Raw genomic sequence first — 25,494 nt, forward strand, 5'->3', positions numbered from 1 at the left:
CCTGAAGAGTAAGGCCAGCCTCCAGTCACATCGCCATCCGAAAAGATTCGTTTGACGATCGAGAAAACTGGCAGCCTACCGACCATTCACAAACGCCGCGCGTTGTTTTCGGCAACACGCGGCGTTTGCATGCGCTCGCTAGCCTGCTTGAGCCCTTTCGCCACGCGGCAATTTCCTTCATGCTGGAGATTGTCGATCGGGCAAATCAGGTAAAGCTCCCAAGGACGATGGCATGACTTGGCACGCACGACGATTCTTCCTCCTGCTGGTGTTGTCCTTGTGCGCGGGGGCTGCGACGGCCCAGCAGTTCCCCGATCCGCCGCCGGCCTTCTCGCCGGCCATTCAGCCGCCCGCTACGCAGCCGGCGGCTAACGGGCAGTCCGCGGTGCAGGGATCGGAAGCAACGCCCCCGGCAGTCGAGCCACCGATCGGCGAAGGTGCGGTGACAGGCCAAGAGGCTATCGCCGAAGGAGTTCTCACTGAGGAGCAAATCAAAGAGCTGCAAGCGGGCATCGACACACTGGAGCTTACTGACGAGCAGAAGTCGGACGCCAAAAAGCTGTATCAGGACGCGCTACAATCGACGGCCGACCTTGCGAAGCACCGCAAAACCATCGCCGATCGCTCGAAGCAGTACACCACCGCCGCGGACGAAGATAAGACCAGTACCATCAGTGGCCACACGAAGGAGTGGTACGAACAAAAGCTCGCCGCGCCGATCGAAGGCCCGGACAACCTTCGCTTTCCCGACGTCGATCTCGATAAAGCGGAAACCACCTATTTGCAGGAGCGCGCGAGTCGCCTCGAGGAGTACGCGAACAATTGGAGCAAGCGAGCCAAGACGCTCGAAGCCGCGCCCGAGGTTCGAAAGCAACTTGTGGGTGCAGCCCCCGGCAAACGACAAGAGGTCCAGAAACAACTTGCCGAAGTCACCAAGAGTTTGGCAGAGCTTGGCGACTCAACGAGTCCGCTTGCCACCGCCCGGCGCGTGGCTTTAACGCAGCAGGCCGCCATGCTTGCCGCCGAAAACGAAGCCATCCTTCAAGAGCGCCAAGCAGCCGAGCGAGGCCAGGAAGTCTACGAGCTAGAGCTTAAGCTGACGCGTCGCAAAGCGGCTGCGTACGCTCAGGTGCTCGCCCAGATCCGTGCCGAGCTCGACAAGCGTCGCCAGCTGGCCGCTGATCAACAGGCCGCGAGCGCGAAAGAGCAAGTCAATCGCAACCGCTATTTTCTCGATCAATATCCCAACTCCTTGGGCGCGCTCGCCACGTTAAACAGCGCGTTGACGCAAGAAGTCAAAGACTTGCTGGACGAACTCAATCGTGTGACAGCAATGCGCGACGCCGATCAGCGCGCGAATGCCGAAATTAGTTCGGACATCACGCAGTTCGAGAAGCGTTTTGGATCGAGCTCGCGACTGTCCGAGGCAAGCGGTCAACTGCTTCGCGACTGGCGCGGGAGGCTCCCCCGACTCTCGCAACTCGAAGGCGAGATCGCCAAGCGGAACAACCAGAAGAACGACGTCGCCTTTCGCGAGTTCGAAGCGTCGCAGCGTCTTGAAGATCTAGGCAAACTCGACGAGGCCGTCAACGAAGTCATCAAAGACATTCCGCCCGCCGATCGTGGCGCGGCAGAGATCGTCGCCCGCGAGCTTCTGGCGAGCCAGATCGAGTACCTCAAGAGCTACGCCACCAACCTGAACAACCTCGAAACGGAGCTCAGTGCGCTGATTAGCGCGAAGGAGCAACTACTCACCAGCACCTCTGACGCCCGCGAGTTCATCGCCGAGCGTGACCTGTGGATTCGCAGTGCCCGTCCCTTGTGGGCTTCGCAGATTCAACTCGGCCAAGAGGGTTCCGCCACGACTTGGAAGCCCTTCTACCTCAAGCCGGGCATCGAGGCGCTGTGGTGGAGTTTCGACCCCGAAAACTGGACGCAAGCGGCCATCGATCTCCGCGACGCCACGTACCGCGAGCCGCTTTGGACCGCCATGCTCATCGCGGCGATTGTGCTGTTGCTTGTGTATCAATCACGGGGTCGCCAGCGGATTAAGGTGCTGGCCACCGAAGCCGAGAAACGCAACTGCACCGATTTTCGACCAACCGCCGAGACGCTGTGGTACACCATTGTCGTTGCGCTGCCGTGGCCACTCCTACTGTGGGGCATGGGCTGGCTGCTGAGTGGGCCACTAGTTCAAGCCGAGTTTTCGGTCGGTCTGTCCGAAGGTCTTCGCACCGCAGCGTGGCTCTTGTGGTTCTCGGAGTTCCTTCGCCAGGCGTGCCGCACCGATGGTCTGGCCGGGGCGCACCTTGGTTGGTCGAAGAATTCGCTCGCGCAGCTCCGCCGGCAACTCCGCTGGGTGTCGATGCTCATGGTGCCGCTTATGCTATGGATCGTGGGTCTCGACGTGCAATCTACCGACTCGGAATGGAGTGCCTCGCTCGGCCGCGTCGTCTACCTGGTGACCATGGCCTACGCCACGTACTTTCTGTGGCAGTTGTTGATTTCGAAGTCGAGCGCCGTGGTCCACTCTCTCGATCGGACCGACCGTAACTGGCTGGCTAGCTTCCACATGATCTGGCGGCCCGCCTTCACGGCGATGCCCGTCGTGCTGAGCTTCATGGCTCTCATTGGTTACTACTATACGGCCCATCAACTCTCGCAGCGCGTCCTGGCGACAGTCTGTATGCTCATGGGCTTGGTGCTTGCCAGCGGTGTGCTACGTCGCTGGGTGCTGATTAGCAAACGCAAACTGGCCCGGGAACAGGCTCAGAAACGCCGCGCTCAGGCTCAAGCCGCTGCCGAGTCGACCTCGGGCGACGAACTTACCGCGGCCATCGCGGACGTGATCGATGACACCGTCGACCTGGGTGCCCTCAGCGAAGCGACGCGTAAGCTGCTGCGGATGGTCCTGGTAGTTGCCGGAGTGTTTGGCGCCATCGCCATCTGGCAGGATGTGTTCCCGGCGCTGGCATGGCTCGACGACAATCCGCTGCCCGGGTCCACCGGCGACGACCCCATGAGTTGGGGCGATGTCCTTCGCTGCCTGCTCACCTTGGTGATTACCTACGTCGTCGCCCGCGACGTGCCGTCGCTGCTGGAACTGGTCGTGCTGCAGCATCTGCCGTTCGACCAGGGGGCCCGGTACGCCATCGCCACGCTCGCCCGCTATACGATTCTCACCATCGGCATCATCGCCGCCGCTCGCGCGCTGAGCATCACAGGCACCAGCATCAGTTGGCTCGTTGCGGCGATGGGCGTTGGTCTCGGCTTTGGTCTGCAGGAGATCTTCGCCAACTTCGTCTCGGGCATCATCCTGTTGTTCGAGCGACCCATTCGCGTGGGCGACATCATCACGCTCGGCAACACCACGGGTGTCGTGAATCGCATCCGCATGCGTGCCACCACCATTGTCGACTGGGATCGCAAGGAGTTCGTGGTCCCCAACAAAGACCTCGTCACCGAGCGACTACTGAACTGGACCTTGTCCGACCAGATGAACCGCGTGGTGGTGAACGTGGGCGTAGCGTACGGAACCGACACGGATCGCGCGTGCGAACTGTTGTACGAAGTGGTCGAGGCCAACCCCGATATCTTGGACGAGCCCAAGCCGGTGGTTGTGTTCGATAGTTTCGGCGACAGCACGCTGAACCTCATCCTGCGATGCTTCCTGCCGAACCTCGAACGTCGTGGCAACGCAATCCACGATCTACACACCGCCATTCACAAGCGATTCACCGAAGAGGGCATCGAGATCGCCTTCCCGCAGCGCGACGTCAACATCCGCAGCATGCCGCCAGGATGGGCACCACCGTCGCGCTCCGATCCGAGCGCAGAGACGCTCGCCAACGGGGAAGACCCGTCGCCGAACAAGAATCCACAGTCGTTTTAGCGAACCAGCATCGCCCCGCTCGCCATGATCCCAAGGCTCCGCATCGACATCGGCTGGCTCGATCTGATGCGGGCACTTGGCTATTGCCTCGGCGCACCAGGAACAAGCGAACTGCCGCTCGACCAAAACGCCCGCGACGAAGCACTCGTCACGCTTTCGGTCCGCACGGCGTTCGATCTATGGCTCGCCGCGCTGGAACTTCCCGCAGGGAGCCAGGTCCTGCTCAGCGAAGTTACCGTGCCCCACATGGAGCGGATCGTCCACGAGCATGGCCTTGTCCCCGTCGCCGTGCCGGTCGATCCGCGGACGCTTTGTGTGTCCGCCGAGGATGTTCGCGAGCGGATAACGCCCCGAACGCGAGTGCTGGTGGTGGCCCATCTATTTGGTACGCGAATGCCGCTCGCCGCGCTTGGTGAACTTGCCAGCGAGCATGATATCTTGCTAGTCGAGGACTGTGCCCAGTCGTTTACCGGCTCCCTTGCGCGCGACCCCGCCGTCGACGTGAGTCTCTACAGCTTCGGACCGATCAAAACTGCCACCGCGCTTGGCGGTGGCGTGGCGCTTGTGCGGGATGCTCGCGTCCGCGAGCGGATGCAGCAACTCGCCACTGCTTGGCCACAACAATCAGCGTCGTCCTATGCCGGCCGCGTGGCGAAGATGGGGCTGCTCAAGTTGCTGTCGATTCCCGCGCTCTTCACGCTGCTGGTGAAGGCGATCGAACTCACGGGCCGCGACCCTGATACCATGGTGGGCCACTCCGCGCGAGGTTTCCCCGACGCCCAGTTGTTCGCAGCGCTGCGTCAGCGCGCGAGCACGGCGATGGTGAAACTCCTCGCCCGTCGCCTCGCAAACTTCGACGCGAGCTCGATCGCCTCGCGTACCCGCCACGGCCAAGAGTTCGCCACCACCATTCAGCCGCCCGAATTCATTGCCGGCATGGACAATCCCTCGCACACTTTCTGGGTCGTCCCGCTCGTCTCGCCCGACCCCAAGGCAATCGTCCAGCAGCTTCGCGCGTCGGGCCTCGACGCCTCGCAAATCTCCGGCCTCGCGATCGTCGAAGGGGAGCACGCCCCGGCCGAGCATTGGTTCCAGCAGACCGTGTTCGTGCCTCGAAGATGAAGGGCAGCCGCTAGGCGTCGCTCCACTCGCCGCTAGTAGGTTTACGGGATACGTACCGGCCAGCTACGGGTTGCGGGTCGTCTTTATCGACTATTTCACGCACCTTGGCCGTAGAAACTCCCAACTCGCAGGCATTTGATTGAGCTCCGGATCGCAGTCCTGTAGATTAGGAGCTCGCTCACGACCGCGCCGGCGATGAGTCAGTCTTCCACTACAGTGTCCACCGTACGGTTCGTGTCTCATGAAGAGCAGTCAGTTCGCGCCCCTCGCTATCGCATGCGCCCTTTCCATAGCGAGTGCCACGGCGACTTTCGCCGTCGATCCGATTACCAGTACTTGGTCCGGCCAGGATGCCAACTCCGATTGGTTCGACGCGGGCAATTGGTCCGCAGGCGTTCCGAGCCAGCCTGGCGACGTCGCGATCATTCGTAGCAACTCAATCGCTTCTCGACGCCCAGTTCTCTCGGGACCCGTAAGCGTTGGCCAACTTCAGTTCTTGATGCTCAGCGGGCAAGCCACAGTCGGCGGCACGGGGCTCGTCACGTTCGACCAACCCGGTGATGCCCCCGCGCGGCTAGTTGTCGGTACCCCCACCCCAACCGAGGCCACGCTCTCAACACCCTGGGGCGTCGCCGCGGGCGAGACGCTTAGTATCGAAGTGCCGACATCGCGTACTCTGTTTCTGCTAGGCACCATGACGTCCGCGGAGGGCGATATCGAACTCTCTGGCGGTGGGGTTGCCGATTTCAGGCTCGGCAATGCGGCGTGGAATGGCGACCTTGCGGTGCGTGGCGGCATCCTCCGCGTTCGGCAAGGGGCGGTTTTCGGCTCCACCGCCGGGCTAACTTCCATCCACGCCAGCGGCACCTTGGAGATTGCAACCTCCAACGCCATCAACGAACCCATGCAGCTCAACGGAGGTTCGCTGGAGGTGAGTACCTCGAATAATGGCATTAGCGGTCCCATTGCAGTCGATGCCGACAGCCGAATTCACGCGCGAAGCAACTTCCAGCTTCAGAGTAATCTGACCGGTCCGGGCGGACTTACCCTCAGTGGCTTGGCAAGTAGTGGTACCCTCTTCGTCAGCGGCGATAACTCCTACCAGGGGCTGACTGTGGTCTCTGGTGGGCGTGTCACTGTTCGTAGTGCCAACGGACTTGGAGCCACGACAGCGGGCACCCAAATCAAGACCGGTGGGCACCTCCAACTCGAAGCCCCCACCGCTGAGCCCTTGCTGCTCCAGGGAGGTACCGTGTACCTGACCTCCGCGGCGACGGCAACGGGACTCGTGACGATGGAGAGCGGCACCCTTAGCCTCACCGCAGACGGCAACTACCAGCAGCCCATCACCCTGGCGGGTAAGGGGAGCCCGATCACGATCGCGGGCCGCTCGCAGCTCACGGGCGGAGTCGTGGGAAAGGGCGACCTCACCGCCGATGGCATGGTGCAAGTCCATACGAACCCACTCTCGCACCAAGGCGGATTGAATGTCACCGGCGAGTGGATATTGGACGGCCCCAACACTTACACCGGTAACACTCACGTCACCGGGATCTTGGAAGCGAACCATCCCCAGGCGCTCGGCCTTAGCGACTCGCCCGTCACCGTGGACGGTGGTGTCTTGCGTTTGGGTACGGCATTCACGCGCGACATCTATCTTGCCGGAGGAGGACTCAACGTCCCCGATGCAGGCACCGTCATTGATGGCCAGGTACGAATGAACGCCTCAAGTCGATCCCCGCTCACCTATGGGTCCATCGGGGGCAAGGGTACTTTCAATGGGGAGATTATCTTCGAACCCTCCACTTACTCCCGCGCCACTGTAAATGGAGGCCAATTCAATGGGACGATCACCGGTTCCGTCGATCTCCTAACGTTTGGCAGCATAAGCCCCGAAGCCACTCGGCTGAACACGAACAACTCCTATCGCGGGATGACGTTGGTGCAGAATGGCCGAGTGGAAGCCAATGCAGCCAGGGCGCTGGGATCCGCGGACGATGGCACCATGGTCTCCTACGCTCAGCTCGACCTCAACGTCGACGTCGACGAGCCGATAATTGTCGACCACTCCGGCAAGGTCCTGGTGAACGTCCAGCAGTCGCGGCTGCCTCGGATGTTCCGCACCGACATGTTCAATCCGCCGCGCACGCAGGAACTCGTTCTCAATCACGCCGGCACGTATTCGGAACACGTCGAAGCGGCCGAAGGCACGCTGCGGGTCAATCACAACACCACCATCACGGGAGCCACCATTCGCGAGGGAGGGGGCGTGGTCGTTGCCGACGGCGCAGCGCTCACCTTGGTCGACGAAGGGCTCGAGCTGCAGTCCGGTAGCCTGTCGGGTCGCATCGAGGGAGTGGGGCTTCTTCGCAAGACCAGCGGGTTCGAAGCCCGCGTCAGCAACTTGCAAGGCTTCGATGGTCGCATCGATATCGAAAGCGGTCGACTCCGAGTGGTCGATGGGGCCGGGCTCGGCACAGGAAACGGCGCGACCCATCTCATAGGACAGAACTCCGTGCTGTTCTTCAACCTCCGCGATGGTGGGACTTTCGACGATGATATTTACCTCAACAACTCCCAAGGCGACCTCCGCGTCCCGGCTCTGTATGTCGCACGCGAGTCCACTGGTAACTCTTCCGTCCGGCTCGCAGGCACACTCGACCTCGGTAGCCAAGGCTCTTCGCTGGGAGGGCCCGACTCTCTAAGCACCAGCGACGGGATCAACTTGTATATCGCCGGCCGGGTAACGGGGGGGAGCGTCTCCACGTACGGTCGGCGGGCCATGTTCTTCGTCGAAACGCCCAACGCGGACTACAGCGGTGACACAAATCTCGTTCAGGGAACCATGGTGCTCACCGGCGAAGGTCGATTGAATAGCACCTCGGCCATTCATCTGCACGAAGTCGAGGCTTCGCATAAGGGGACGCTTGAGCTTGCGAACAGGATTACCAGGCGCGATGATCGTATCGACGATGAGTTCCCTTGCATTTTCATGGCGGCGAACTCACCAGTTTCGGCGCCATGAACGAACGGGTGGGCATCGGTTACTTCCACCCAGGTGATTCCAGAATTGAGATCGCTTCCAGTTCGGACGAACTGGAAGTCGACAAGCGACTCACCTTTGCCGCCCTTCAGCGCGCACCAGGTGCGACCGTGGTCGTCAGCACCGGCGCATCGCAGCAGCTTCACGTGGACCGGTCTGTCCAGCTGATTGAGGGAATTCTCCCCTGGATGATGGTGAGCGAGCGGCACTCATCCAGCAGCGCCACCAGCGGTTTTGCAACGCTCACCACCGGCGGCCTAACCCCCATACCGTTCTTGCCGCAAAGCTGGAGCGGGGCCGACCAATCCGACCACATGGGCATTGATGCGAGCAATACCAGCCTCGACAGCTCAGCTACCGTTGCGTCCTTAGGCTTCGGCAATAGCTCCTCCCCCCTCAATCTCAACGGACACTCGCTGATCGTAAAGTCAGGCGGCATTTCGCTCGGCAATGGCGGACAGATTAACAACGGGACGCTCTCCACGGGCCCCGATGGCTTTAACGAACTGTTGTTCTACGGGCGCGGAGCTGTCTCGGCGAACATCGTCGAAGACCCCGCGGCGGGGCCCCTTGCTGTCACCTTCTCGCCAGGTGCCGGCTCCTTTAACGTCGTCTACAGCGGCAACAACTCTTACACTGGCCCCACCTTCGTCAACGAAGGACAGCTGGATGTTTTCACCCGCACGGCCTTGCCCACAGGCACCGACCTAATCCTCAACGGCGGCGATGTTACATTGCGGTACGATTCAACGGCCGCCAATAAATTCGGCACCATCCGCATTGCAGGAGATGGAAGCCTTCGTAGCATTTCCGGACAGAATGCGATTCAGTTCGACGAACTCCAACTCGAACAGGGCGAGGTTCGGGAAATCCGGCTCGCAGGGTCGGGGACCATTCGCAAAACCACCAACGGCGATGCACTGCTCGTTTCCATTACCTCGTCCGGCTTCTCAGGCAACATCCTTGTCGAGCAAGGCCACCTCGGCGTGTTCGGCACGATCCCAGGCTCCATCCGAGTCACAGGGGGTAGCGTGGGTGTCGGAGGCGGAACCAATCCCATCACGCTTGACGGCGGTGCTTTGATGCTGGGACAGTCGCCTCTCTCCTCGGCGTCCACCTACAAGGGCAACGGATCGATCCACGTTGCCTCTCCCTCGAAAATCATGGGTATCGGAATCGATCGAGTGGACGAGGCGATCACGGGAACCATCACGGGCGCGGGGAGCCTCGAATTCACCGCGGATGGACTCATCCAGCAGGCGATGGGCAGCAAAATTCGGGTCAGCTCGAACAACCCCAACTTCTCGGGCGATGTTTCGATCGACTCCCTTGCCATCGAACTTTGGCACAGCCATTCGCTAGGCACCGGAAACATCTCGGTGGGTTCCGGGGGTATCCTCAGCCTCATCGGCCCCTCGCACATGGTCGTCCCTGGCGATGTGCGACTCGTGGGCGGCGAAGTTCGAGGACGTTCCTACGAAACGGAAGCGCACGAACTCGCGGGCGATCTCTTTGTCACCGGTCGTTCGCGGGTCGGCGGCGTCAACGTACTCGGCACCACGCATCTCGAGAACGGCTCGTCGCTGACTGTTTCCGGCCGGTACGGCACTCAGTTCGTCGGCGAGATGTTGGTGGGTGGCAACGTTGACCTCGAATATGGTCTCCCGGCATTGTCTCCCGGTTCAATCAATTTGGGTCAGGACAATCTCCTCCAGATTCGAGGCACCGTCTCTGCCGGGGCGCCCGAGGCGACCCTCAACTTCGTCGATCGCGGTCTCGTTGATTTCCAAGTCCACGGCACTCTCAAGGCGAACGCGGGGCAGGTGCTCAACATTCGCAAAGATGGCGAACGATTCGTGTTGCCTCTCCAAGGTCCCACCGCAGGCATCGCGGGCGACGGGACCGTCAATGGCGACTTCGCCCTCACCGCAGGAGCCACCCTCGCTCCGGGCCAGTCCCCCGGCACGCTCGTGATCGAGGGCGATCTCGAAATGGGTTCTGGCGCCGTTTACGAGTGGGAGCTTGGCGACTCCGCGTGGGACCAAGTTCACGTCGACGGAACGCTCACCTTTAGTTCGAGCGTTGGCGAGCCTTGGCAGCTCGTGCTCAGCGAACACCAAACCGAGATGGCCTACGAAGACTCGGAGTGGCTCATCGCCACCGCCGACGCAATCCTTGGCTTCGATCCCACGACGCTCGAAATCGTGACCACCGGGTTGTCGGACGGTATCCGAAGCGACTTGGCCGCCGAATTCACCGTCGAACAACGCGGCGGCAATCTCTACCTGGTGCTCGCGGTGCCCGAACCGAGCGCGATGGTGGTCGCAGTGCTCTTGCTGGCAAGTGGCGTCGTGTTTCAGCGCAGGAAACGCACTTGTATATCCAAGTAGCAAGCATGCACCGCTCCAAAGCAATGCTTGCCGGGGTAATGCATTGATCCTTGATACCCGCAAGCTTCCTCCGCACACTTCGCCGCGCAGGATGGCGTTGTGGGCTTGGCGGGCGTAGGATGACGTCCAGTCGCTGAACGTACCGATACGGCGACAACAATCGCTCTTCGGATGCTGTCGTTGAATGCGGCAATCGACCTCGACGCAGGTCGTTCGAGTTCTAGTTCGTGTAAGGGAGCACTGGACCATGAGAACCTCTTTTCTTTTCTTTTTGGTGGTTGGACTGGCGCTCACCGCGTGGTGGGTTCCGTTGTCCGCCGTGGCCGACCAAGCCGAGGACGAAACCACCATTCGCGCGCTCGCCGCGAAGTACGTCGAAGCCTACAACCGCGGCGATGCCAAAACGCTCGCCAGCCTGTGGTCACCCGATGGCATTTACGAGAATCGCGATACAGGTGAGCAATCGTCCGGCCGGGAAATGATCGAAAGCGAGTTCGCCGAAATCCTGACCGGTAGCAATCCATCGAAGCTCGATGTGACGATTACGTCCATTAGTTTCCTCTCGCCCACGGTCGCCATCGAGCAAGGTACCGCGACGCTCGTCAGCCCCGACGCCGACGGCGGAAAGTCTAATAGCGAAGAGACCACGTATTCGGCGGTGCATGTCAAACGAGATGGCACTTGGCTACTCGATCGCATTTCCGAAGGCGAGGTGGTGAGTGCGCCGTCGCACTACCCGTATCTGAGCGACCTCGAATGGTTGGTGGGGGAATGGGTGGACGAAACGGAGGGAGCCACCGTCGAGACGTCCTGCCAGTGGACGCGGAATCAAAACTTCCTCCGCCGATCGTTTACCGTCAAAGTGGGCGACCAAGTTGAAATGTCTGGCATTCAGCTCATTGGGTGGGATCCGTCGACCCAATCGGTCCGCTCGTGGGTGTTTGATTCCGATGGTGGTTTCGGCGAGGCGACCTGGACCAAGCGAAAAGATCGCTGGGTCATCGAGTCGGTGGCGGTACTGCCCGATGGCGGCAAAGCGTCCTCCATCAACATCATGGCCCAAGTGGACGACTCGACCATGACCTGGCAAGCGACAGGCCGCGAAGTGGACGGCGAGATCCTTCCCAACCTGGGTCCTATCACGCTCAAGAAATCGGCCGCGGAATCACCCGCTGAGTGAGCATCACCGATTGTGGCTTAACCAACCAAATACCTTCAGGCAAGGCGATACGATGAACGCATTTCGCAAGATAATCGTCGCAGTATTAGTCGCTCAACTTTTTGTTTCCGCCGACCTCTACGCACGTGGTGGCGGCCGCGGTGGCGGTGGAGGCGGTGGAGCGCGTGGCGGCAGTATGGGTGGCGGATCGCGACCTTCGGCCGGTCATTCCCCCAGCATGAGCCGTCCGAGCCGACCATCAGCAGCACCAGCGGCTCGACCTGCAAGTCGACCTGCATCGCGACCAAGCGCACCCAGCGGCGCTCGGCCCACCACGCGACCCAGTACTCCCGGCAACGCGTCGCGCCCCGGCGTCGGCAACGCGCCTCGACCTGGCGCAGGCGTGCCCAATCGTCCCGGCACCGCGCCCGGCGCAGCGAATCGCCCGGGTGCAGGAAATCGCCCCTCGACTCTCCCCACGGGCCGACCGAGCCAGGGGCAACTACAGGATTTCCTTGACCTGCCAGCGCAGGGTGGAGTGCCCGGGCAAGGTGCGAGGCCTGCTCAAGGCGTTGGACCTGCCCAGGGTGCCAATCGACCCGGCGTCGCGACTCGACCTGCCGGCGGTAATCAGGCGGTTTCCGATTTCTTCGATCACGTTCCGGCCGCCGGTGCCGGCGCCCTCACCGGGGCGGCAGCAGGTGCGGCAGTCGCTCGTCGCGGCGAACAAGGTGCAGGAGTGGCCGACCGAGGGCAGCGAGTCGAAGGCCGTCGCGATGGCCAGCCAGCCCGCGTTGCCGATCGCGAGGGACTGCAATCCAAACTGTCGGACAATCGCGGCGAACGCCAGGGCGCAAGGCAAGAGCAGCTCGGCAACCTTGGCGACAACGTTCGCGACGAGGTCCGCGATCACTACGACGACCAGCACCTGTTCGACGACTTCTGGTCCGACCACCCGCACGCCCACTATCACTTCGACCAAAACCCAGTGTTCTGGACGTGGGCCACGTTTTCCACCGCTTCGGCATTCTTGCCGTGGAACTGGAGCCAGCCCAACTACTACGACTACGGATCGGGCGGCAACGTCTACTACGAAGGAGATACCGTCTACGCCGAGGGCCAGACGATCCCCGCCGAAGAGTACGCCGCCCAGGCCGAAGCGATCGCCACCGAAGTCCCTTCCGTCGAGAATCCCGACGACATGGAGTGGCTACCTTTGGGCGTGTTCGCAATGACCCAGGATGGCAACGCCAGCGCGGTGCCCAACATGTTCCTCCAACTGGCGATCAGCAAAGAAGGCATCATCGCCGGGACGTATCAGAACAAGTCCACCGGCGAGACGCAGTCGGTCGAAGGCATGGTCGACAAAGCGAGCCAGCGCGCCGCGTGGACCGTGGTCGGAAAGAACACCCCGATCATGGAAACCGGCCTCTACAACCTCACCCAAAACGAAACCAAGGCGCTGGTCCACTTCGCCGACGGCCAAACCCAACAGTGGCTGATGGTCCGCATCGAGAAACCCGAGGGCGCGGCAGAGTGAATCGACGAATGCACTTCGTCTTGCGGTTGTGGTCGCGTTATCCGGCTCGCCATTCCCGGCGCAGAAGCCCATACATCGCCATGTCGCACAGACCTTTGTGAGTCGTTTCGTGCTCGCGCAACAAGCCCTCGCGCGTGAAACCTAGCCGTTCGATAAGAGCAATCGAGGCCACGTTCTCGGCATCGATCTTCGCATGAAGGCGGCGGCACCCCTCGTTGAGGAACAAGTGGCGAACGAGTGCAGCCATGCATTCCACTGCCACACCTTGTCCTTGTCGACCCACAACCGTGGTGTAGCCGATCTCCTGCACTCCCTTGTCCGTTGCCGGAGCCGCCACGTAGCGCCCCACGATCGTCCCGTCCGATTTGTCGAGCGCCACCCAGCTCCGACCAGGCCACGAACTGTCTAAGAGCCAATCCGTCAGTTCGTCGACGGTTTGAAAAGCGGGCCTCGACAGATACCGACACTGCCCCTCGTTCGAAAACGTCGGAAACAGCGCCCCGGCATCCTCACGCCGTAGCTTGCGTAGCGCAAACCGCGCGGTGTCGATGAGCGGAGTATCAAAACCCTGCGAAGCGTCCATCAACGGATTGTTATCGGAAGAAGAAGCATCGAACAGACCCGCCCCGTGGCGTGAGCTTTCCGCTTGCGATCGCCCCGCCATTGCGCGTTCCGCATGCTTGTCCCGCGGGCCTCGCTTCCGGCAATGGACACCCTTAGCCCATAGCGGACGTTGTGGGGAAATGCCATCTCCACTTATTTCCGGCTCCGATCGGATGCTTATGGTAGGGGTTTGCTCCATTGGGCTCCAGCTCGCGTGTATTGTTAAAGGACTAGAATTGCCGTTGCGTCGCCAACATCCGTCCAACCAGAGTGGCGGAATGTGGTACAATCCGCGAGGCGCAACACTATTAGTGCAGGTAATCCATGAAGTGCTACCTAACCGAAGTTCGCATCCTATTGGCCGCACTGTTGATTGCCGGCACTTCGTGTACTGCGACCGAAGCCACTCAAACGCCTTCCGAGGTCGACGCGGCGAATAGCATGCAGCTGTCGGTCGCGGCCTTGGCAGCGCTCGAAAGCGAGCAATTCGCGGAGGCCGGATTTCTGTACTTTGCTGCCCGCACTCGATCGGCCATCGACGCGAAGGTGTATCCACCGAAGGGGAAGGGGGGCGATTCGCCCCTCACGGCTTTGGGTGCGGTGATGGCCATTTCAGGCGGTCCGGTGCTGAAGCCAGTTTTGAACCGTCCCGAGGCGCTCGCCGCGGCGACCAAACGCTTCGAGGCGTGGAAGCCACCTGTGAGTGGTGTTTACGACCCTGGGTGGAAGTATGAAGAGCCTTTAAATGCCGAGGACGCCGAACGAATCCGAGACGAGGTACACGCCCAGATGCTTGGCGTGATGAGACAGAAACTTCGCCTGTACGAAAATCAGGAGTATCGAGAACTCTCCCAAGAGATCGACCGAGCGAACGAGGTAATGCTTCGCGATACCATGGCCTCCAAGTATCGCGGACCGCTCGGCGGTGGCACGGTGCCCAAGCAGGGCGGTCCGATCATCGAAGCCGCACCATCGGAAGAGCAGGTGACGCGGGCTCGAAAGGTAATTGAGCACGCCAAAGAGCAACAAGCAAAAATCGCTTGGCAGATCGATCCGACCACCCGCTTTCATCACCGGCAAGGATGGAAAGCAGAGGAATACTTTGACGATGATAAGGTCGTCCAACTTTGTAGAGCGATCGAGCAAGACGACCTAGTTGAAATGCGCCGGCTGATTGAATTGGGCGTTGAGATCAATGCGGTCGGAAAAAAAGGGGTAACGCCCTTGTTGTGGGCATTTCCCGACTTTCGCTTGGAGCGTTTTCGCCTGTTGCTCGAGCATGGCGCGGACCCCAATGTTTCGCTGACGGACGATACTGATCTGGAAGTGCAGGAATTGTTTTTGGGGTTGCATTCATCGATCTATTTCTATCGCGTGAATAAGGGCGTAAGTATCACGCATCTCGCTTGTGCGTCACCAGAGCTGGATCATCTACGACTGGTTCTAGCCAACCGGGGTGACCCCAACTTGAAGATCGACGGAGAGCAAGAGACGCCACTTGCTATTGTCATACCTCACTACTCCAGCGACTTGCAGAAAAGGGTTCGCCTGCTGCTGGACGCTGGGGCCGATCCGAATTTGGCGGGCGTGTATGTCTTTCAGACGGACGACGGCAAGCCCTACAAGCCACCGCGGACAGCGCCGCTCGAACTGGCGGTGGAGCAAAATCAATACGAGTTAGCAAAGATGCTACTCGACGCTGGAGCGAAGCCAGTGATGGGTGAGAAGTCGGGCCTGCCCAACATCGCCATCGATCTTGTGAGCACCGAGTATAGCGTCACCCATTACGATAAGCAGAAACGTGCTTCCTACGCCCAACTCGTCGAGCGACTCGAGCGCGATGGCGTGAACTTTGCCGCCGCCCGGGCGTATCTCGACAAGACGGGAAGGGTGTGGGGTGAAGCCAAGCACGAAAAGTCTCGCCGTGAACAGGAAGAGTGGAAGCGGAAATCTGACGAGCTAGCGGCCGCCCGAACCAAAGCCCTTCTCGAAGCTCGCAACGCTCGTCTCGGAAGTGGAAACGCCGTGGAAGAGTCTGTCCGCTTGCTAACGCCCGAGCAACTGGAAGACCTACGCATGCCCGATAGTATCAATGCTCCGGTGTTCCACTACTCGATCGAGTCGGCGAATCCGAAACAACCCAATACGCTGGCAGTCTCCATCAACGTGTACGCGGACGGACGACTGGAATGCCAAGAGATCGATTTAGTACGCGAGGCGGCGACCTACCAAGGGAGGATCGAGCTTGTTGAACTCACTTGGTTGCTCCATTTAGCCGTGCACGAGGCCAACCTTTTGAACGTCTCGGCCAGCTACGAAGAGCTAGTGGCAGAAGCTCGGAGTCGTTGGGACGCTATGCAGAAGAAAATCAAGGTTCGAATCCCTCCGGAATCGGAGCGTGCCGTTGCCTATGGCATTCAACTTCGCGAGGGTACGACGAACGTACGAATTCCCCTTAGCCTTGAACGCTTCTTGGAGGCCGGTCCGATTGCCGAACTCGGAAACGTGAGACCGCTTAACAAGTATTTATTCGAGCTTCAGAAACAGGTGAAACTGGGCGACGAAGCTCAGGACGTTCTTACCGCCGTTAACGATCTTCTGGCTGAGGAGTATCCCCAGATCCCGCCCTTCACTGTCGATCACTTGAATAGCTGCCAGAAAAATGAGGACGGCGACCTCTCATGCAGCTTCATCCAGACCTTTGAATATGCGGGGCGTACGGAAGAAACCGTTGCACGCTATGCACGCAAAGATGGCGAAATCAAGGTTACTACCAACTCGCGGATGTATAGGCGTGCTCTGAACTCGCCGGAACTACCGGCACGCTGATCGATTTCGCGGTCCCGCGCAGGCCGCGAGGCAGAACTCACCCCGCGCCCATCGTTCCCTGTCGTCGTAGGCAATCTACTGAAATTACCCAATGCCGCTAGTTAAATTAGACGACGTCGTTTTGAGTTACGAGCGCGTGGGTGTTGGTGAGCCCATGCTGTTTATCCAAGGCGTCGGCTGCGCCGGGTGCGCATGGAAACCACAGACCGACGGCCTCCGAGAGAAATTCGATTGCCTTCGATTTGACAACCGGGGAATTGGTCAGAGTTGTGGGGATACAAAGAAACTTACGATTGATGAGATGGTCAACGATGCCATTGGCTTGCTGGACGCCTTGAACATCGAACGAACGCATGTCGTGGGACATTCGATGGGAGGAGTTGTCGCCTACGAACTCGCCTTGAGGCACCCCGAACGAGTGAAGTCGCTGGCGCTATTGTGTACGTTCCATCGAGGGAAGGATGTCTTAGCGCCTACGCTCGCACTGTTGAAGCATGGCTTGCTGACCAGTGTGGGTACAGCGTCCATGCGACGGCGGGCTTTTGCGCGGATGGTGTTCTCCCCCTCGCACATCGCTGCCCTCGGTATCGACGCGGCTGTGAAGAATCTGAGCGACGTCTTCGAGCGCGATCTCGCCAAGCTACCTCCGGTATCCTCACGCCAGATTCGTGCTCTTTCTCGCCACGATTCCACCTCAGAGCTCCATGCACTGGCGACTATTCCCAGCATGGTGATCGCCGGCGAGTACGATCCGATCGCTCGCCGGGCGGGGGCTAAGAAATTGGCAGACGCCATCCAGGCAGACAAACTCTACATCTTGGAAGAAGGATCTCACGCTCTGCCAATCCAATCACCAGAGAAGGTGAACAGCATGATCGAAATGCACGCCCGACAGTCCACCGGCGTTTAAGCTTGCCAGTTGAGCTTGCGCGTTGAGATTGCGTGATGACGGTGACTTCGCTCCCCGAAGGGGATCAACATGTCAGCCCAGGGCAAGCGAAGGCGAGGTACGAGCCGGAGTGTCGCCCTGGGTACGCGTTGGTGATGATCGCGGTCGAGTCGCGGTCGTCCATCAGCCGGAGCTTCGCCGAGACCGCAACGAGGCCCGGGCCTAACCCTGGGGGAAGCTGACCGCTCGGATGGCGAGCCTAGCCGGCGCCTGCGGCTGGGCGTTAAACGTGTTTTCCCGGAGATTTCGGCCCTACGACTTTTTCCACTTTTTTTGAGAAAGGGACTAGAAAGCGCGCCTCGGGTATGTTCTGATGATCACGTTCGCCGAAGTGGTGGACGAATGTTCTTTGACAACTTGAAAATAGTAGTGAAAAACGACCGGCGAGCCAGGGCTCACGCTGGGTGGCTGGGGACGAGTTCCGCGAGCCCCCAGAAGGGAAAGTACTGAGGGCTCGCAGGACTCGTCCCTAGGCTCCCTAGAGGCAGGTGGATGCCGTGAAGCGCCGGGTCGGCGCGGAGCTTGACCCGGCCTACTAGGATTCCCCTTTCCGATTTCCACCTTCCGCCTTCGTAATGTCGCACCTGCGGTTACCCCCTGCGACATTATCCTTTGGACGGCCTTCACACGGAGGTTCGCAACTCGTGTACTGACAAGCACTTGGGGCGTTATCTTCGCCGTGGCGAAAAAGAGTAATGTCGCACCCAATGCAATATTGGCGAAATCGCGACAAAACTCGCGGGGCACCACGTCGATGTAAGGAGTGTCGATGTAAGGAGCATCGATGTTGGAAAACGCGCGAGCTGATTCTGACCTTTAAACGCTTAGGCTGTCGCTCGATTCGTCGTCGATGGCTGACTCGGTGCCCAGCAAGGTTCGTAGCTGCGAGTCGAGCATCAAGTGCAACAGCAACTCGCGGCGACCTCCTTTGGACCCCGCGATTCCCGAGAGCAGGGCGTCGAACTCGTCGGACGAGGGCTCGCCGTCGATGACCTCGCTGCACCAATGACTTAGTAGGTCATCGTGCCGCTCGTCGTCGCGGTATTCGTCGTCGCGTGCTGGAGGTTGAACGCTCATGCCGCCCCTACGTTCGGTGGACTACATGGAGTTATTCGCCTGAAGTCTGCAGTGCTTGGCCCGAAGGCTGCAAAGCGGCGGCTAATTGCGCGAGCCGCCCACCAGCGCGGACCTCACCCCACGTGAGTCCGCCAAGATTCCCCACGTCTCCATTATGCCACGAATGTCCAAGTCGACCATGCGGAAAACCGGAACGCGAAGGGAACCTTTTGCAGATGGCGATTTAGGGGGTCGTGATAGTCCAGGTAAGTGGTGTCGATCGTGGTAAGGAACTGTCCCCATGGCGGGGCAAAAAACTTTGTAAAGGCTCTGGCAGGTAGTCATAGGATGACCGATTTACATAACCCTTTGCAGCAGAAAGGCTTACGATCTTCATAATTGCTTCATGCTAGCTTCGCCAGCACTTCACACCTTGCCACAACCTGTTGTGTGCTAGCGACTTACGACACACAAAGAAACCGATTGACGCCTCAACTCAGGCGGGTATGATTTGGCCTTCAGTCGCCCAAATGTTGTAGGCCAAAGGGCATCGCCTACAATATATGGGGTAGATGGTGTTAATGACCTCGGTAACCACCGAGTTTTAGGAGCCCGCAACCAAGATGTAGTGGGCTCCGAAATACCTCGCCCCCAAGACCTCCGTTAGACACGGCTGCTTGGAGGGCGAACTACTCGCTAGTCGATGATTCGACTGTTGGCGTTGTGGACAAATGTACCGTATTCGGCTAGCCTGAATCCGTGCATTTGCACCCCTCACGCCCGAGGACATGGATGCCCCAGATTTCTACGATTCAAAGAATAGGAGATTCTCTCATGGCTACTGTCGAACCCGGTTTGTCGTCTGTTTCGGTCCGCGCCTACGGCTCGGGCAACAAGCGATTCCATGGCCGGCTGAAGATCGATACCACGTTCTGCCCCGAGAACGCGGGCGACGTGTTCGACACGGTAAACTGGGAGGTTCGCACCTCGCAGATCAAGGGCGAGAAGGGCGAAGTGCTGTTCGAGCAAACCAATTGCGAAGTCCCTAGCTTTTGGAGCCAGCTCGCGACGAACGTGATTTGCAGCAAGTACTTCTACGGCGAAGTCGGCACCCCCGAGCGTGAGTACAGCGTCCGCCAACTCGTCCACCGCGTGACCCGTACCATCACCGACTGGGGGCTGGAAGACGGCTACTTCGCCTCGCCCGCCGATGGCGAACGCTTTTACCGCGACCTGTCGTGGCTCTGCTTGCACCAGTACGGAGCGTTCAACTCGCCCGTGTGGTTCAACGTTGGCCTGTACCATCAGTACGGCGTGCGTGGCGACAAGTGCAACTGGCGATGGGATCCCGCGACGCAGGATGTCGTCCAGCCCGACAACCCCTACGAATACCCCCAGGGTTCGGCCTGCTTCATTCAGCACGTGTCGGACAACATGGAAGACATCATGCGCCTGGCGACCAGCGAGGCGATGCTGTTCAAGTTCGGCTCGGGCACGGGCACCGATCTCTCGACGCTGCGTAGCAAGCGTGAGAAGCTCTCGGGCGGTGGCATTCCCTCGGGCCCGCTGTCGTTCATGCGTGTGTACGACCAAATCGCTGCCGTGGTGAAGAGCGGTGGCAAGACCCGCCGTGCCGCCAAGATGCAGTCCATCAAGGTCTGGCACCCGGACGTGATGGAGTTCATCGAGTGCAAGTGGAACGAAGAGAAGAAGGCTCAAACGCTGATCGCCAGCGGTAAGTACGAGTCGAACTTCAACGGCGAAGCGTACAGCTCGGTGATGTTCCAAAACGCCAACCTCTCGGTTCGCCTGACCGACGACTTCATGCACGCCCTGGAGAAGGACGAGAAGTGGACCACCCGCTGGGTGACCGACAACTCGATCGAGGGCCCCAGCTATCAAGCCCGCGAGGTGCTCGATCGCATGGCCGATTGTGCTTGGCACTGTGGCGACCCCGGTGTGCAGTACGACACGACCATCAACACCTGGCACACCTGCCCGAATAGTGGTCGGATCAACGCGTCGAATCCGTGCAGCGAGTACATGTTCCTCGACGACACGGCGTGCAACCTGTCGAGCATCAACCTGATGAAGTTCCGTCAGCCCGACGGCATGTTCGACACCGAAGGCTTCATGTCGGCTTGCCGGTTGTTCTTCATTGCTCAGGAGATCCTGGTCGATCACGCCAGCTATCCGACGGCGAACATCGCTCGCAACAGCCACCTGTTCCGTCCGCTCGGCCTGGGTTACTCGAACATCGGCAGCTTGCTGATGTCGGCGGGCACTCCGTACGACAGCGACGCAGGTCGTGGCGTGTGCGGTGCGATCACCGCCATGCTGCACGGTGCAGCGAACCTCACCAGTGCCGAGCTCGCCGAAGCCGTTGGTCCGTTCGACTGCTACGACGAGAACGCCCAGCCGATGCTTCGCGTCATGCAGATGCACCGCGATGCGGTCGAGAAGATCGACCCGACCTGCCCCGACTACATGGTCGGTGCCGCTCGCTCGGTGTGGGACGACGTGCTCGCCGCGGGTGCCGTGCACGGTTTCCGCAACGCCCAGGCCACGGTGCTTGCACCCACTGGAACCATCAGCTTCATGATGGACTGCGACACCACGGGCATCGAGCCCGACATCGCCCTGGTGAAGTACAAGCAGCTCGCCGGTGGTGGCATGCTGAAGATCGTCAATCGTACGGTGCCGCTGGCACTCGAAACGCTCGGCTACAGCCAGCCGGAGATCGAGTCGATCATCAGCCACATCGATCGCGAAGACACGATCGAAGGAGCGGTCGACCTGCGTGACGAGCACCTGCCGGTGTTCGACTGTGCGTTCACCCCGGCGGGTGGCACACGGAGCATTCCGTGGCGAGCTCACATCTCGATGATGGCGGCTGCTCAGCCGTTCCTGTCGGGTGCGATCTCGAAGACGGTCAACATGCCCCGCGACACCACGCCAAAGGAAATCGCCGAGGCGTACTACGACGGTTGGAAGCTTGGTCTCAAGGCCCTGGCGATTTATCGCGACGGTTCGAAGGACAGCCAGCCGCTGAACACCAGCCGCATGGGCGACAAAGCGAAGGACGAGGCCGCCGCGCTCGGCAAGCCACGCCGCGAACGCTTGCCCGACACCCGCGACAGCAAGACGCACAAGTTCAGCGTCGCGGGTCACGAGGGTTACATCACGGTCGGCATGTTCCCCGATGGACGGCCGGGCGAGCTCTTCATCACCATGGCGAAGGAAGGCTCGACGATTGGTGGCCTGATGGACGCCTTCGGCACCAGCGTGTCGATGAGCCTGCAGTACGGCGTGCCGCTCGAAGACTACGTGCGTAAGTTCTCGCACATGCGATTCGAGCCGCAGGGTTACACGAAGAACCCCGACATCCGCATCGCCAAGAGCTTGATCGACTACATCTTCCGTTGGCTCGGCATCGAGTTCCTGCCCGGATACAAGGAAGCCACTAGTGGCCCCACGCCGGGTGACAACGGAGCGGGCGGAATGCGAGCCGGGGGAACCTCGGCAGCCAAGTCCACGGAGGATGGCCTCTCTGAGTCCAAGCCCGTCGCCAAGAAGGCCGATGGGCTAAGCGGGGGCAGCGAAGCCCAAAGAGTCGAAGCCCAAATGACCCAGGCCAAGGCCATCAGTGCCAAGGCCAACGGTTACGCCAACGGCCACGCCACGCTTGAGCTCAACACCGAAATGCTCGAACGAGCGGGTGCTCGGATGTCGGACGACCTCGAAGCTCACACGACCCGCAGCGAACAATTCGCCGGCTTCCAAACCGACGCCCCCGCTTGCGAGAACTGCGGCAGCATCACCGTCCGCAACGGCAACTGCTACCTATGCCACAACTGCGGCAACAGCATGGGATGCTCATAAGAAGGGACTAGGGACTGGGATCTGGGGACTAGGGTAAGGAATTCGACTTCGTCGAAGCATTCTTTCCCGAGTCCCAAGCCCCAAGACCCCACCCCCCAGAAGAATACCGGCTGCTGGTAACAGGATGTGTGGGGCATCTAACGAGGCCCGCCAGCAGCTGATTATTGAAGTCGAGAGAACCACCGAAACCACACCGCCCCGGGTTGCTGAAGAGCGATCCGGGGCGGTTGGCGTATGGAAGTGGGGGAGGTGGGAAGTGAAGGAAGTCAATACTGAGGGCGCGGCATCCTCCCCACTTAGAAAACAGGAGTGAATATGGCTTTACTTCGCAAATCATTGTCGAATCCGGAGAGAGAACTTTTTCTGGTAGAGCAGTTCTTCGAGCAGTTCCCGCATCTAGCGCGCACACCCAAATGCCGGTCGATGGATCCGCCGCACCCGGATATTGTGGCTAGTTGGGAAAGGGGAGATTTCCCGATCGAGGTAACCGAGCTAATTGGTGACGATGCAGGGGATGCAGGTAAAGGATCGGCTGCTAGAGCAGCCCAGAGTCACTTTCGAGTACTTCAGGAGGAGTTAGCGGCTCAGGCCAATATTGATCCGGCATTTGCAAAATTCTCGGGTGCGCTTGCACTTCGCGTGGGTGCAGTCGAAGTCCGAAAAATGGCGAAACGGTACGCCGAAGCAATCCGGAAGTATGTTCTCTCGGAGTATGCTGACATTCCACTATACAAATATCACAGTATCAATCCACTCTTGCCGGATCGATCCCAGGTTGACCGATTTCGCAAATCAGCCGTAGGTCAATTCCTGAACTCGATCAACGTCATCCGCCAGGAGCACGGCTGTGTTGACAGTCCCATACGATGGGAGGATAGCGATCGAGGTTTTATTATTCCGTCTTTATCCATCGATGTCTTGAGAGCGGCAATCATAAAGAAGTCAAAAAAGACGTATAGCACTTCCATTGATCGAGACCGGATATGGCTCTTACTGATTGCCACCGGACAAACTAGCGAAGAGCATTTCTTGCCATTCGATATGATGTTGGAACAACTCTTCGATCCATCAGTGTTGGCAGCGGCCGCAACCACTGGCTTCGGAAAAGTAGTGGTGTGGGATTACGTTGGCGGACAGGCTACAGATCTACTCGACGATTCACGGCAAATCCTGTCTACCCAAAGTTAATTCGATTCCAGGCAAAAATTGCGAAAGACTAGCTTTTGTGGCTCGTCGAAATAGATACCAAGCTTATCCAGCGACACCGACACGTGCCCGCCAATGTCAACGAGCGAAACAAACACCAATTGGGCAAGTGTCGCTGACACTCGGGTCGGTAGCCGAGCCCTAACTCTCTGGGGGCTCGTAGAACTCGTCCCCAGGCACCCGGGGGAATCGAAGCTGTCGCGCTTTGATGTCCAGGTATCGCTTTGATGCTGGCATGCTCTCAGGAAACTCTTCCGCGCTGATTGCGTCGACTCATTGCTTTGGAGGATAATGAGCCGCGACGCTTCATGATCGAGAGAACCTAAAGGAGTAATGCTATGTTTTCGTTCTCGTGTGCGACGAAGAGGGGGTGGATGGCTTGGTTGCTCATTCTGTTTGCGGGCCATGCGCTCGCGGTCGATCTGGCGGCGATCCCGCGTACGATTGGTCGGGAGCCCGAGTATCGCTCGAAGCCTCACTACGCGCTGGTTGTCTTCGGTGAAAATGCCGAGCATCGGTCGTGGCTCGTGATGGACGGTACCGACGTGTTGTACTTCGATCGTGATGGCGACGGCGATCTCACCGACCCCGAGGACAAGGTGGAACTTGACCAGGAGGCCTCGGCCAACTTCAAAATGGCGAAGGAGCAAGGTTATTCGGGAATGAATGTATTCCCGATTGGCGAAGTGGCGGGTACCAAGTTGTCGCTTCACTTCTGGGTGCGTGTGGAAGGGGCTGTCGCGCAGGATGAGCGAGATCGCAAGATTCAGAAAGAGCGAGCCGCGAATGACTGGGAGAATGCCTCGCTAATGCGCATCGCTGCAGACGGTCGTGCGGTTCAAAATGGCCAGATTCTGAGTCCTTCGCCAGAAAAGGCGCAGGTCACCCACTTGAACGGGCCTCTCACGTTTGAATTGAAGTGGGGACCGGGGCAACAACTCGAAACTTGGCCCAAGCCGTCCGTTTTCGACGTGCATGTCGGCACCAAATGCCTTGCCGCCGAGAATTTCAAGTACGAAGTGTTTGCACCACTCACGGAATACGAACCGCCACGTGATCGCCATCCGACGGCTGTTTTCACCTTTGCAAATAAGGATCCTAAAGGGAAACCGATTGTTGAGATTGTGGAGCTGGATAAGCGATGCTGTGGTGACACGCTGTATGCGGAGATGGTCATTCCGCGCGACGCCGCGTCAGGGAAGGCTCAGGTGCGATTGTCTTACGATGCCTGGAACGATCGAGCGGTGGAGCCCGCGGAGTTTGAAGTTGCCGTAAACGCTGAGCCGACCGAGCGAACCGAAGCTTGCTACATCCTTTACTCGGAACCAGAGATTCCGGCTGACCTACAGGCAGCGATGGGAGTGATGAAGCGAAATGGGATGGAGGGATTCGAGACGGCGCTAAGGCCGTTAGGGCTGCCGGTGTCTCTGAGTGCAGATGGACTGATTCTGGGAGAGGAAGGAAGACAGCGATTCTCCGTTCGGCTGATGGATTCGAAAGTGAGTCATCCCATCATTGAGGCGCTCGGGAGTGATACGGAGTACGAGTCGCGTATTGGCAAGACCAATACAATCGCGGTGATAGGGTTCAGCAGTGGTGATGGTCAATTCAAAGTGCCCGATCAGCTTCGACAGATCGAACAGGCCCTGCTAAAGATCACCGGCGGCGTGGCGTATCACACGTGGGACCAGACATTTCACACGGCGGAGGCGTCGCCTTAGTTCGACGCCATCGCCTTTGCGTCTCTGCGTGAGATAAAAAGAACCTGCTGGGGGGTCGTAGAACTCGTCCCCAGGCACCCGTTCGTTGTCTCAGGGCGGATA

At 59.6% G+C, this 25,494-nt stretch carries 14 protein-coding genes; 11 read left to right on the forward strand and 3 right to left on the reverse strand.

Annotated elements, in window-relative coordinates; all coding sequences use genetic code 11:
• Positions 1–86 precede the first annotated feature (86 nt).
• The gene (locus SH292x_RS02060; protein ID WP_442483916.1) at positions 87–248 is read right to left on the reverse strand and encodes a hypothetical protein; all 162 of its coding nucleotides are present in this window, start codon (positions 246–248) and stop codon (positions 87–89) included.
• On the opposite strand from SH292x_RS02060, the gene SH292x_RS02065 reads away from it, so the two are divergent.
• The 6 genes from SH292x_RS02065 to SH292x_RS02090 all read left to right on the forward strand — a co-directional run bounded on the left by SH292x_RS02065 (position 233) and on the right by SH292x_RS02090 (position 13,146).
• Positions 233–3,892, forward strand: a complete 3,660-nt coding sequence (locus SH292x_RS02065; RefSeq protein WP_442483917.1) for a mechanosensitive ion channel domain-containing protein — start codon at positions 233–235, stop codon at positions 3,890–3,892. The genes SH292x_RS02060 and SH292x_RS02065 overlap by 16 nt on opposite strands.
• A gap of 24 nt (positions 3,893–3,916) precedes the next feature.
• Positions 3,917–5,014 carry an aminotransferase class V-fold PLP-dependent enzyme gene (locus SH292x_RS02070; RefSeq protein ID WP_442483918.1) on the forward strand — a complete coding sequence of 366 codons (1,098 nt, stop codon included), beginning with the start codon at positions 3,917–3,919 and terminating at the stop codon, positions 5,012–5,014.
• Between the two features lie 241 nt (positions 5,015–5,255).
• Positions 5,256–8,039, forward strand: coding sequence for a hypothetical protein (locus SH292x_RS02075; RefSeq protein ID WP_442483919.1), 2,784 nt, complete (start codon positions 5,256–5,258; stop codon positions 8,037–8,039).
• Positions 8,036–10,447 (forward strand): hypothetical protein, encoded by a 2,412-nt coding sequence (locus SH292x_RS02080; RefSeq protein WP_442483920.1) that lies wholly within the window; start codon positions 8,036–8,038, stop codon positions 10,445–10,447. The genes SH292x_RS02075 and SH292x_RS02080 overlap by 4 nt, the downstream gene beginning before the upstream one ends.
• Positions 10,448–10,694: 247 nt before the next feature.
• The gene (locus SH292x_RS02085) at positions 10,695–11,627 is read left to right on the forward strand and encodes a YybH family protein (RefSeq protein WP_442483921.1); all 933 of its coding nucleotides are present in this window, start codon (positions 10,695–10,697) and stop codon (positions 11,625–11,627) included.
• A 382-nt stretch (positions 11,628–12,009) separates the two neighbouring features.
• Positions 12,010–13,146, forward strand: a complete 1,137-nt coding sequence (locus SH292x_RS02090) for a hypothetical protein (RefSeq protein WP_442483922.1) — start codon at positions 12,010–12,012, stop codon at positions 13,144–13,146.
• Positions 13,147–13,183: 37 nt separating this feature from the next.
• Here the strand turns inward: SH292x_RS02090 and SH292x_RS02095 are convergent, their stop codons facing one another.
• Complete coding sequence (locus SH292x_RS02095) at positions 13,184–13,729, reverse strand: GNAT family N-acetyltransferase (RefSeq protein ID WP_442483923.1); 546 nt, start codon at positions 13,727–13,729, stop codon at positions 13,184–13,186.
• Between the two features lie 344 nt (positions 13,730–14,073).
• Here SH292x_RS02095 and SH292x_RS02100 point away from each other — a divergent pair, with 344 nt between their 5' ends.
• Together SH292x_RS02100 and SH292x_RS02105 are read left to right on the forward strand one after the other, a co-directional pair.
• Positions 14,074–16,578, forward strand: a complete 2,505-nt coding sequence (locus SH292x_RS02100) for an ankyrin repeat domain-containing protein (protein WP_442483924.1) — start codon at positions 14,074–14,076, stop codon at positions 16,576–16,578.
• A 154-nt stretch (positions 16,579–16,732) separates the two neighbouring features.
• Positions 16,733–17,488, forward strand: a complete 756-nt coding sequence (locus SH292x_RS02105; protein WP_442485886.1) for an alpha/beta fold hydrolase — start codon at positions 16,733–16,735, stop codon at positions 17,486–17,488.
• Between the two features lie 855 nt (positions 17,489–18,343).
• Here the strand turns inward: SH292x_RS02105 and SH292x_RS02110 are convergent.
• Entirely contained in the window at positions 18,344–18,604 is a 261-nt protein-coding gene (locus SH292x_RS02110; RefSeq protein ID WP_442483925.1) for a hypothetical protein, read from the reverse strand.
• 813 nt (positions 18,605–19,417) lie between these two features.
• Here SH292x_RS02110 and SH292x_RS02115 point away from each other — a divergent pair.
• The 3 genes from SH292x_RS02115 (at position 19,418) to SH292x_RS02125 (ending at position 25,392) form a co-directional block, all read left to right on the forward strand.
• Positions 19,418–22,465: a vitamin B12-dependent ribonucleotide reductase gene (locus tag SH292x_RS02115; RefSeq protein ID WP_442483926.1), complete on the forward strand. Its 3,048-nt coding sequence runs from the start codon at positions 19,418–19,420 to the stop codon at positions 22,463–22,465.
• A 315-nt stretch (positions 22,466–22,780) separates the two neighbouring features.
• Positions 22,781–23,653: a hypothetical protein gene (locus SH292x_RS02120; protein WP_442483927.1), complete on the forward strand. Its 873-nt coding sequence runs from the start codon at positions 22,781–22,783 to the stop codon at positions 23,651–23,653.
• Between the two features lie 356 nt (positions 23,654–24,009).
• A complete protein-coding gene (locus tag SH292x_RS02125) occupies positions 24,010–25,392 on the forward strand; it encodes a hypothetical protein (protein ID WP_442483928.1) in 1,383 nt (460 codons plus the stop codon).
• The last annotated feature ends 102 nt before the right edge of the window (positions 25,393–25,494 follow it).

The sequence above is a fragment of the Aeoliella fuhlenseeensis genome (assembly GCF_052161615.1).
In the GTDB taxonomy this organism is placed as follows: domain Bacteria; phylum Planctomycetota; class Planctomycetia; order Pirellulales; family Lacipirellulaceae; genus Aeoliella.

Excerpts from the sequence above, each read along its gene's own strand:
- SH292x_RS02085 (WP_442483921.1), top strand. The coding sequence starts at position 10,695 with ATGAGAACCTCTTTTCTTTTCTTTTTGGTGGTTGGACTGGCGCTCACC.
- SH292x_RS02100 (WP_442483924.1), top strand. The coding sequence starts at position 14,074 with ATGAAGTGCTACCTAACCGAAGTTCGCATCCTATTGGCCGCACTGTTG.
- SH292x_RS02075 (WP_442483919.1), top strand. The coding sequence starts at position 5,256 with ATGAAGAGCAGTCAGTTCGCGCCCCTCGCTATCGCATGCGCCCTTTCC.
- SH292x_RS02110 (WP_442483925.1), bottom strand. The coding sequence starts at position 18,604 with ATGAGCGTTCAACCTCCAGCACGCGACGACGAATACCGCGACGACGAG.
- SH292x_RS02115 (WP_442483926.1), top strand. The coding sequence starts at position 19,418 with ATGGCTACTGTCGAACCCGGTTTGTCGTCTGTTTCGGTCCGCGCCTAC.
- SH292x_RS02080 (WP_442483920.1), top strand. The coding sequence starts at position 8,036 with ATGAACGAACGGGTGGGCATCGGTTACTTCCACCCAGGTGATTCCAGA.
- SH292x_RS02065 (WP_442483917.1), top strand. The coding sequence starts at position 233 with ATGACTTGGCACGCACGACGATTCTTCCTCCTGCTGGTGTTGTCCTTG.
- SH292x_RS02095 (WP_442483923.1), bottom strand. The coding sequence starts at position 13,729 with ATGGACGCTTCGCAGGGTTTTGATACTCCGCTCATCGACACCGCGCGG.
- SH292x_RS02070 (WP_442483918.1), top strand. The coding sequence starts at position 3,917 with ATGATCCCAAGGCTCCGCATCGACATCGGCTGGCTCGATCTGATGCGG.
- SH292x_RS02105 (WP_442485886.1), top strand. The coding sequence starts at position 16,733 with ATGCTGTTTATCCAAGGCGTCGGCTGCGCCGGGTGCGCATGGAAACCA.
- SH292x_RS02120 (WP_442483927.1), top strand. The coding sequence starts at position 22,781 with ATGGCTTTACTTCGCAAATCATTGTCGAATCCGGAGAGAGAACTTTTT.
- SH292x_RS02125 (WP_442483928.1), top strand. The coding sequence starts at position 24,010 with ATGTTTTCGTTCTCGTGTGCGACGAAGAGGGGGTGGATGGCTTGGTTG.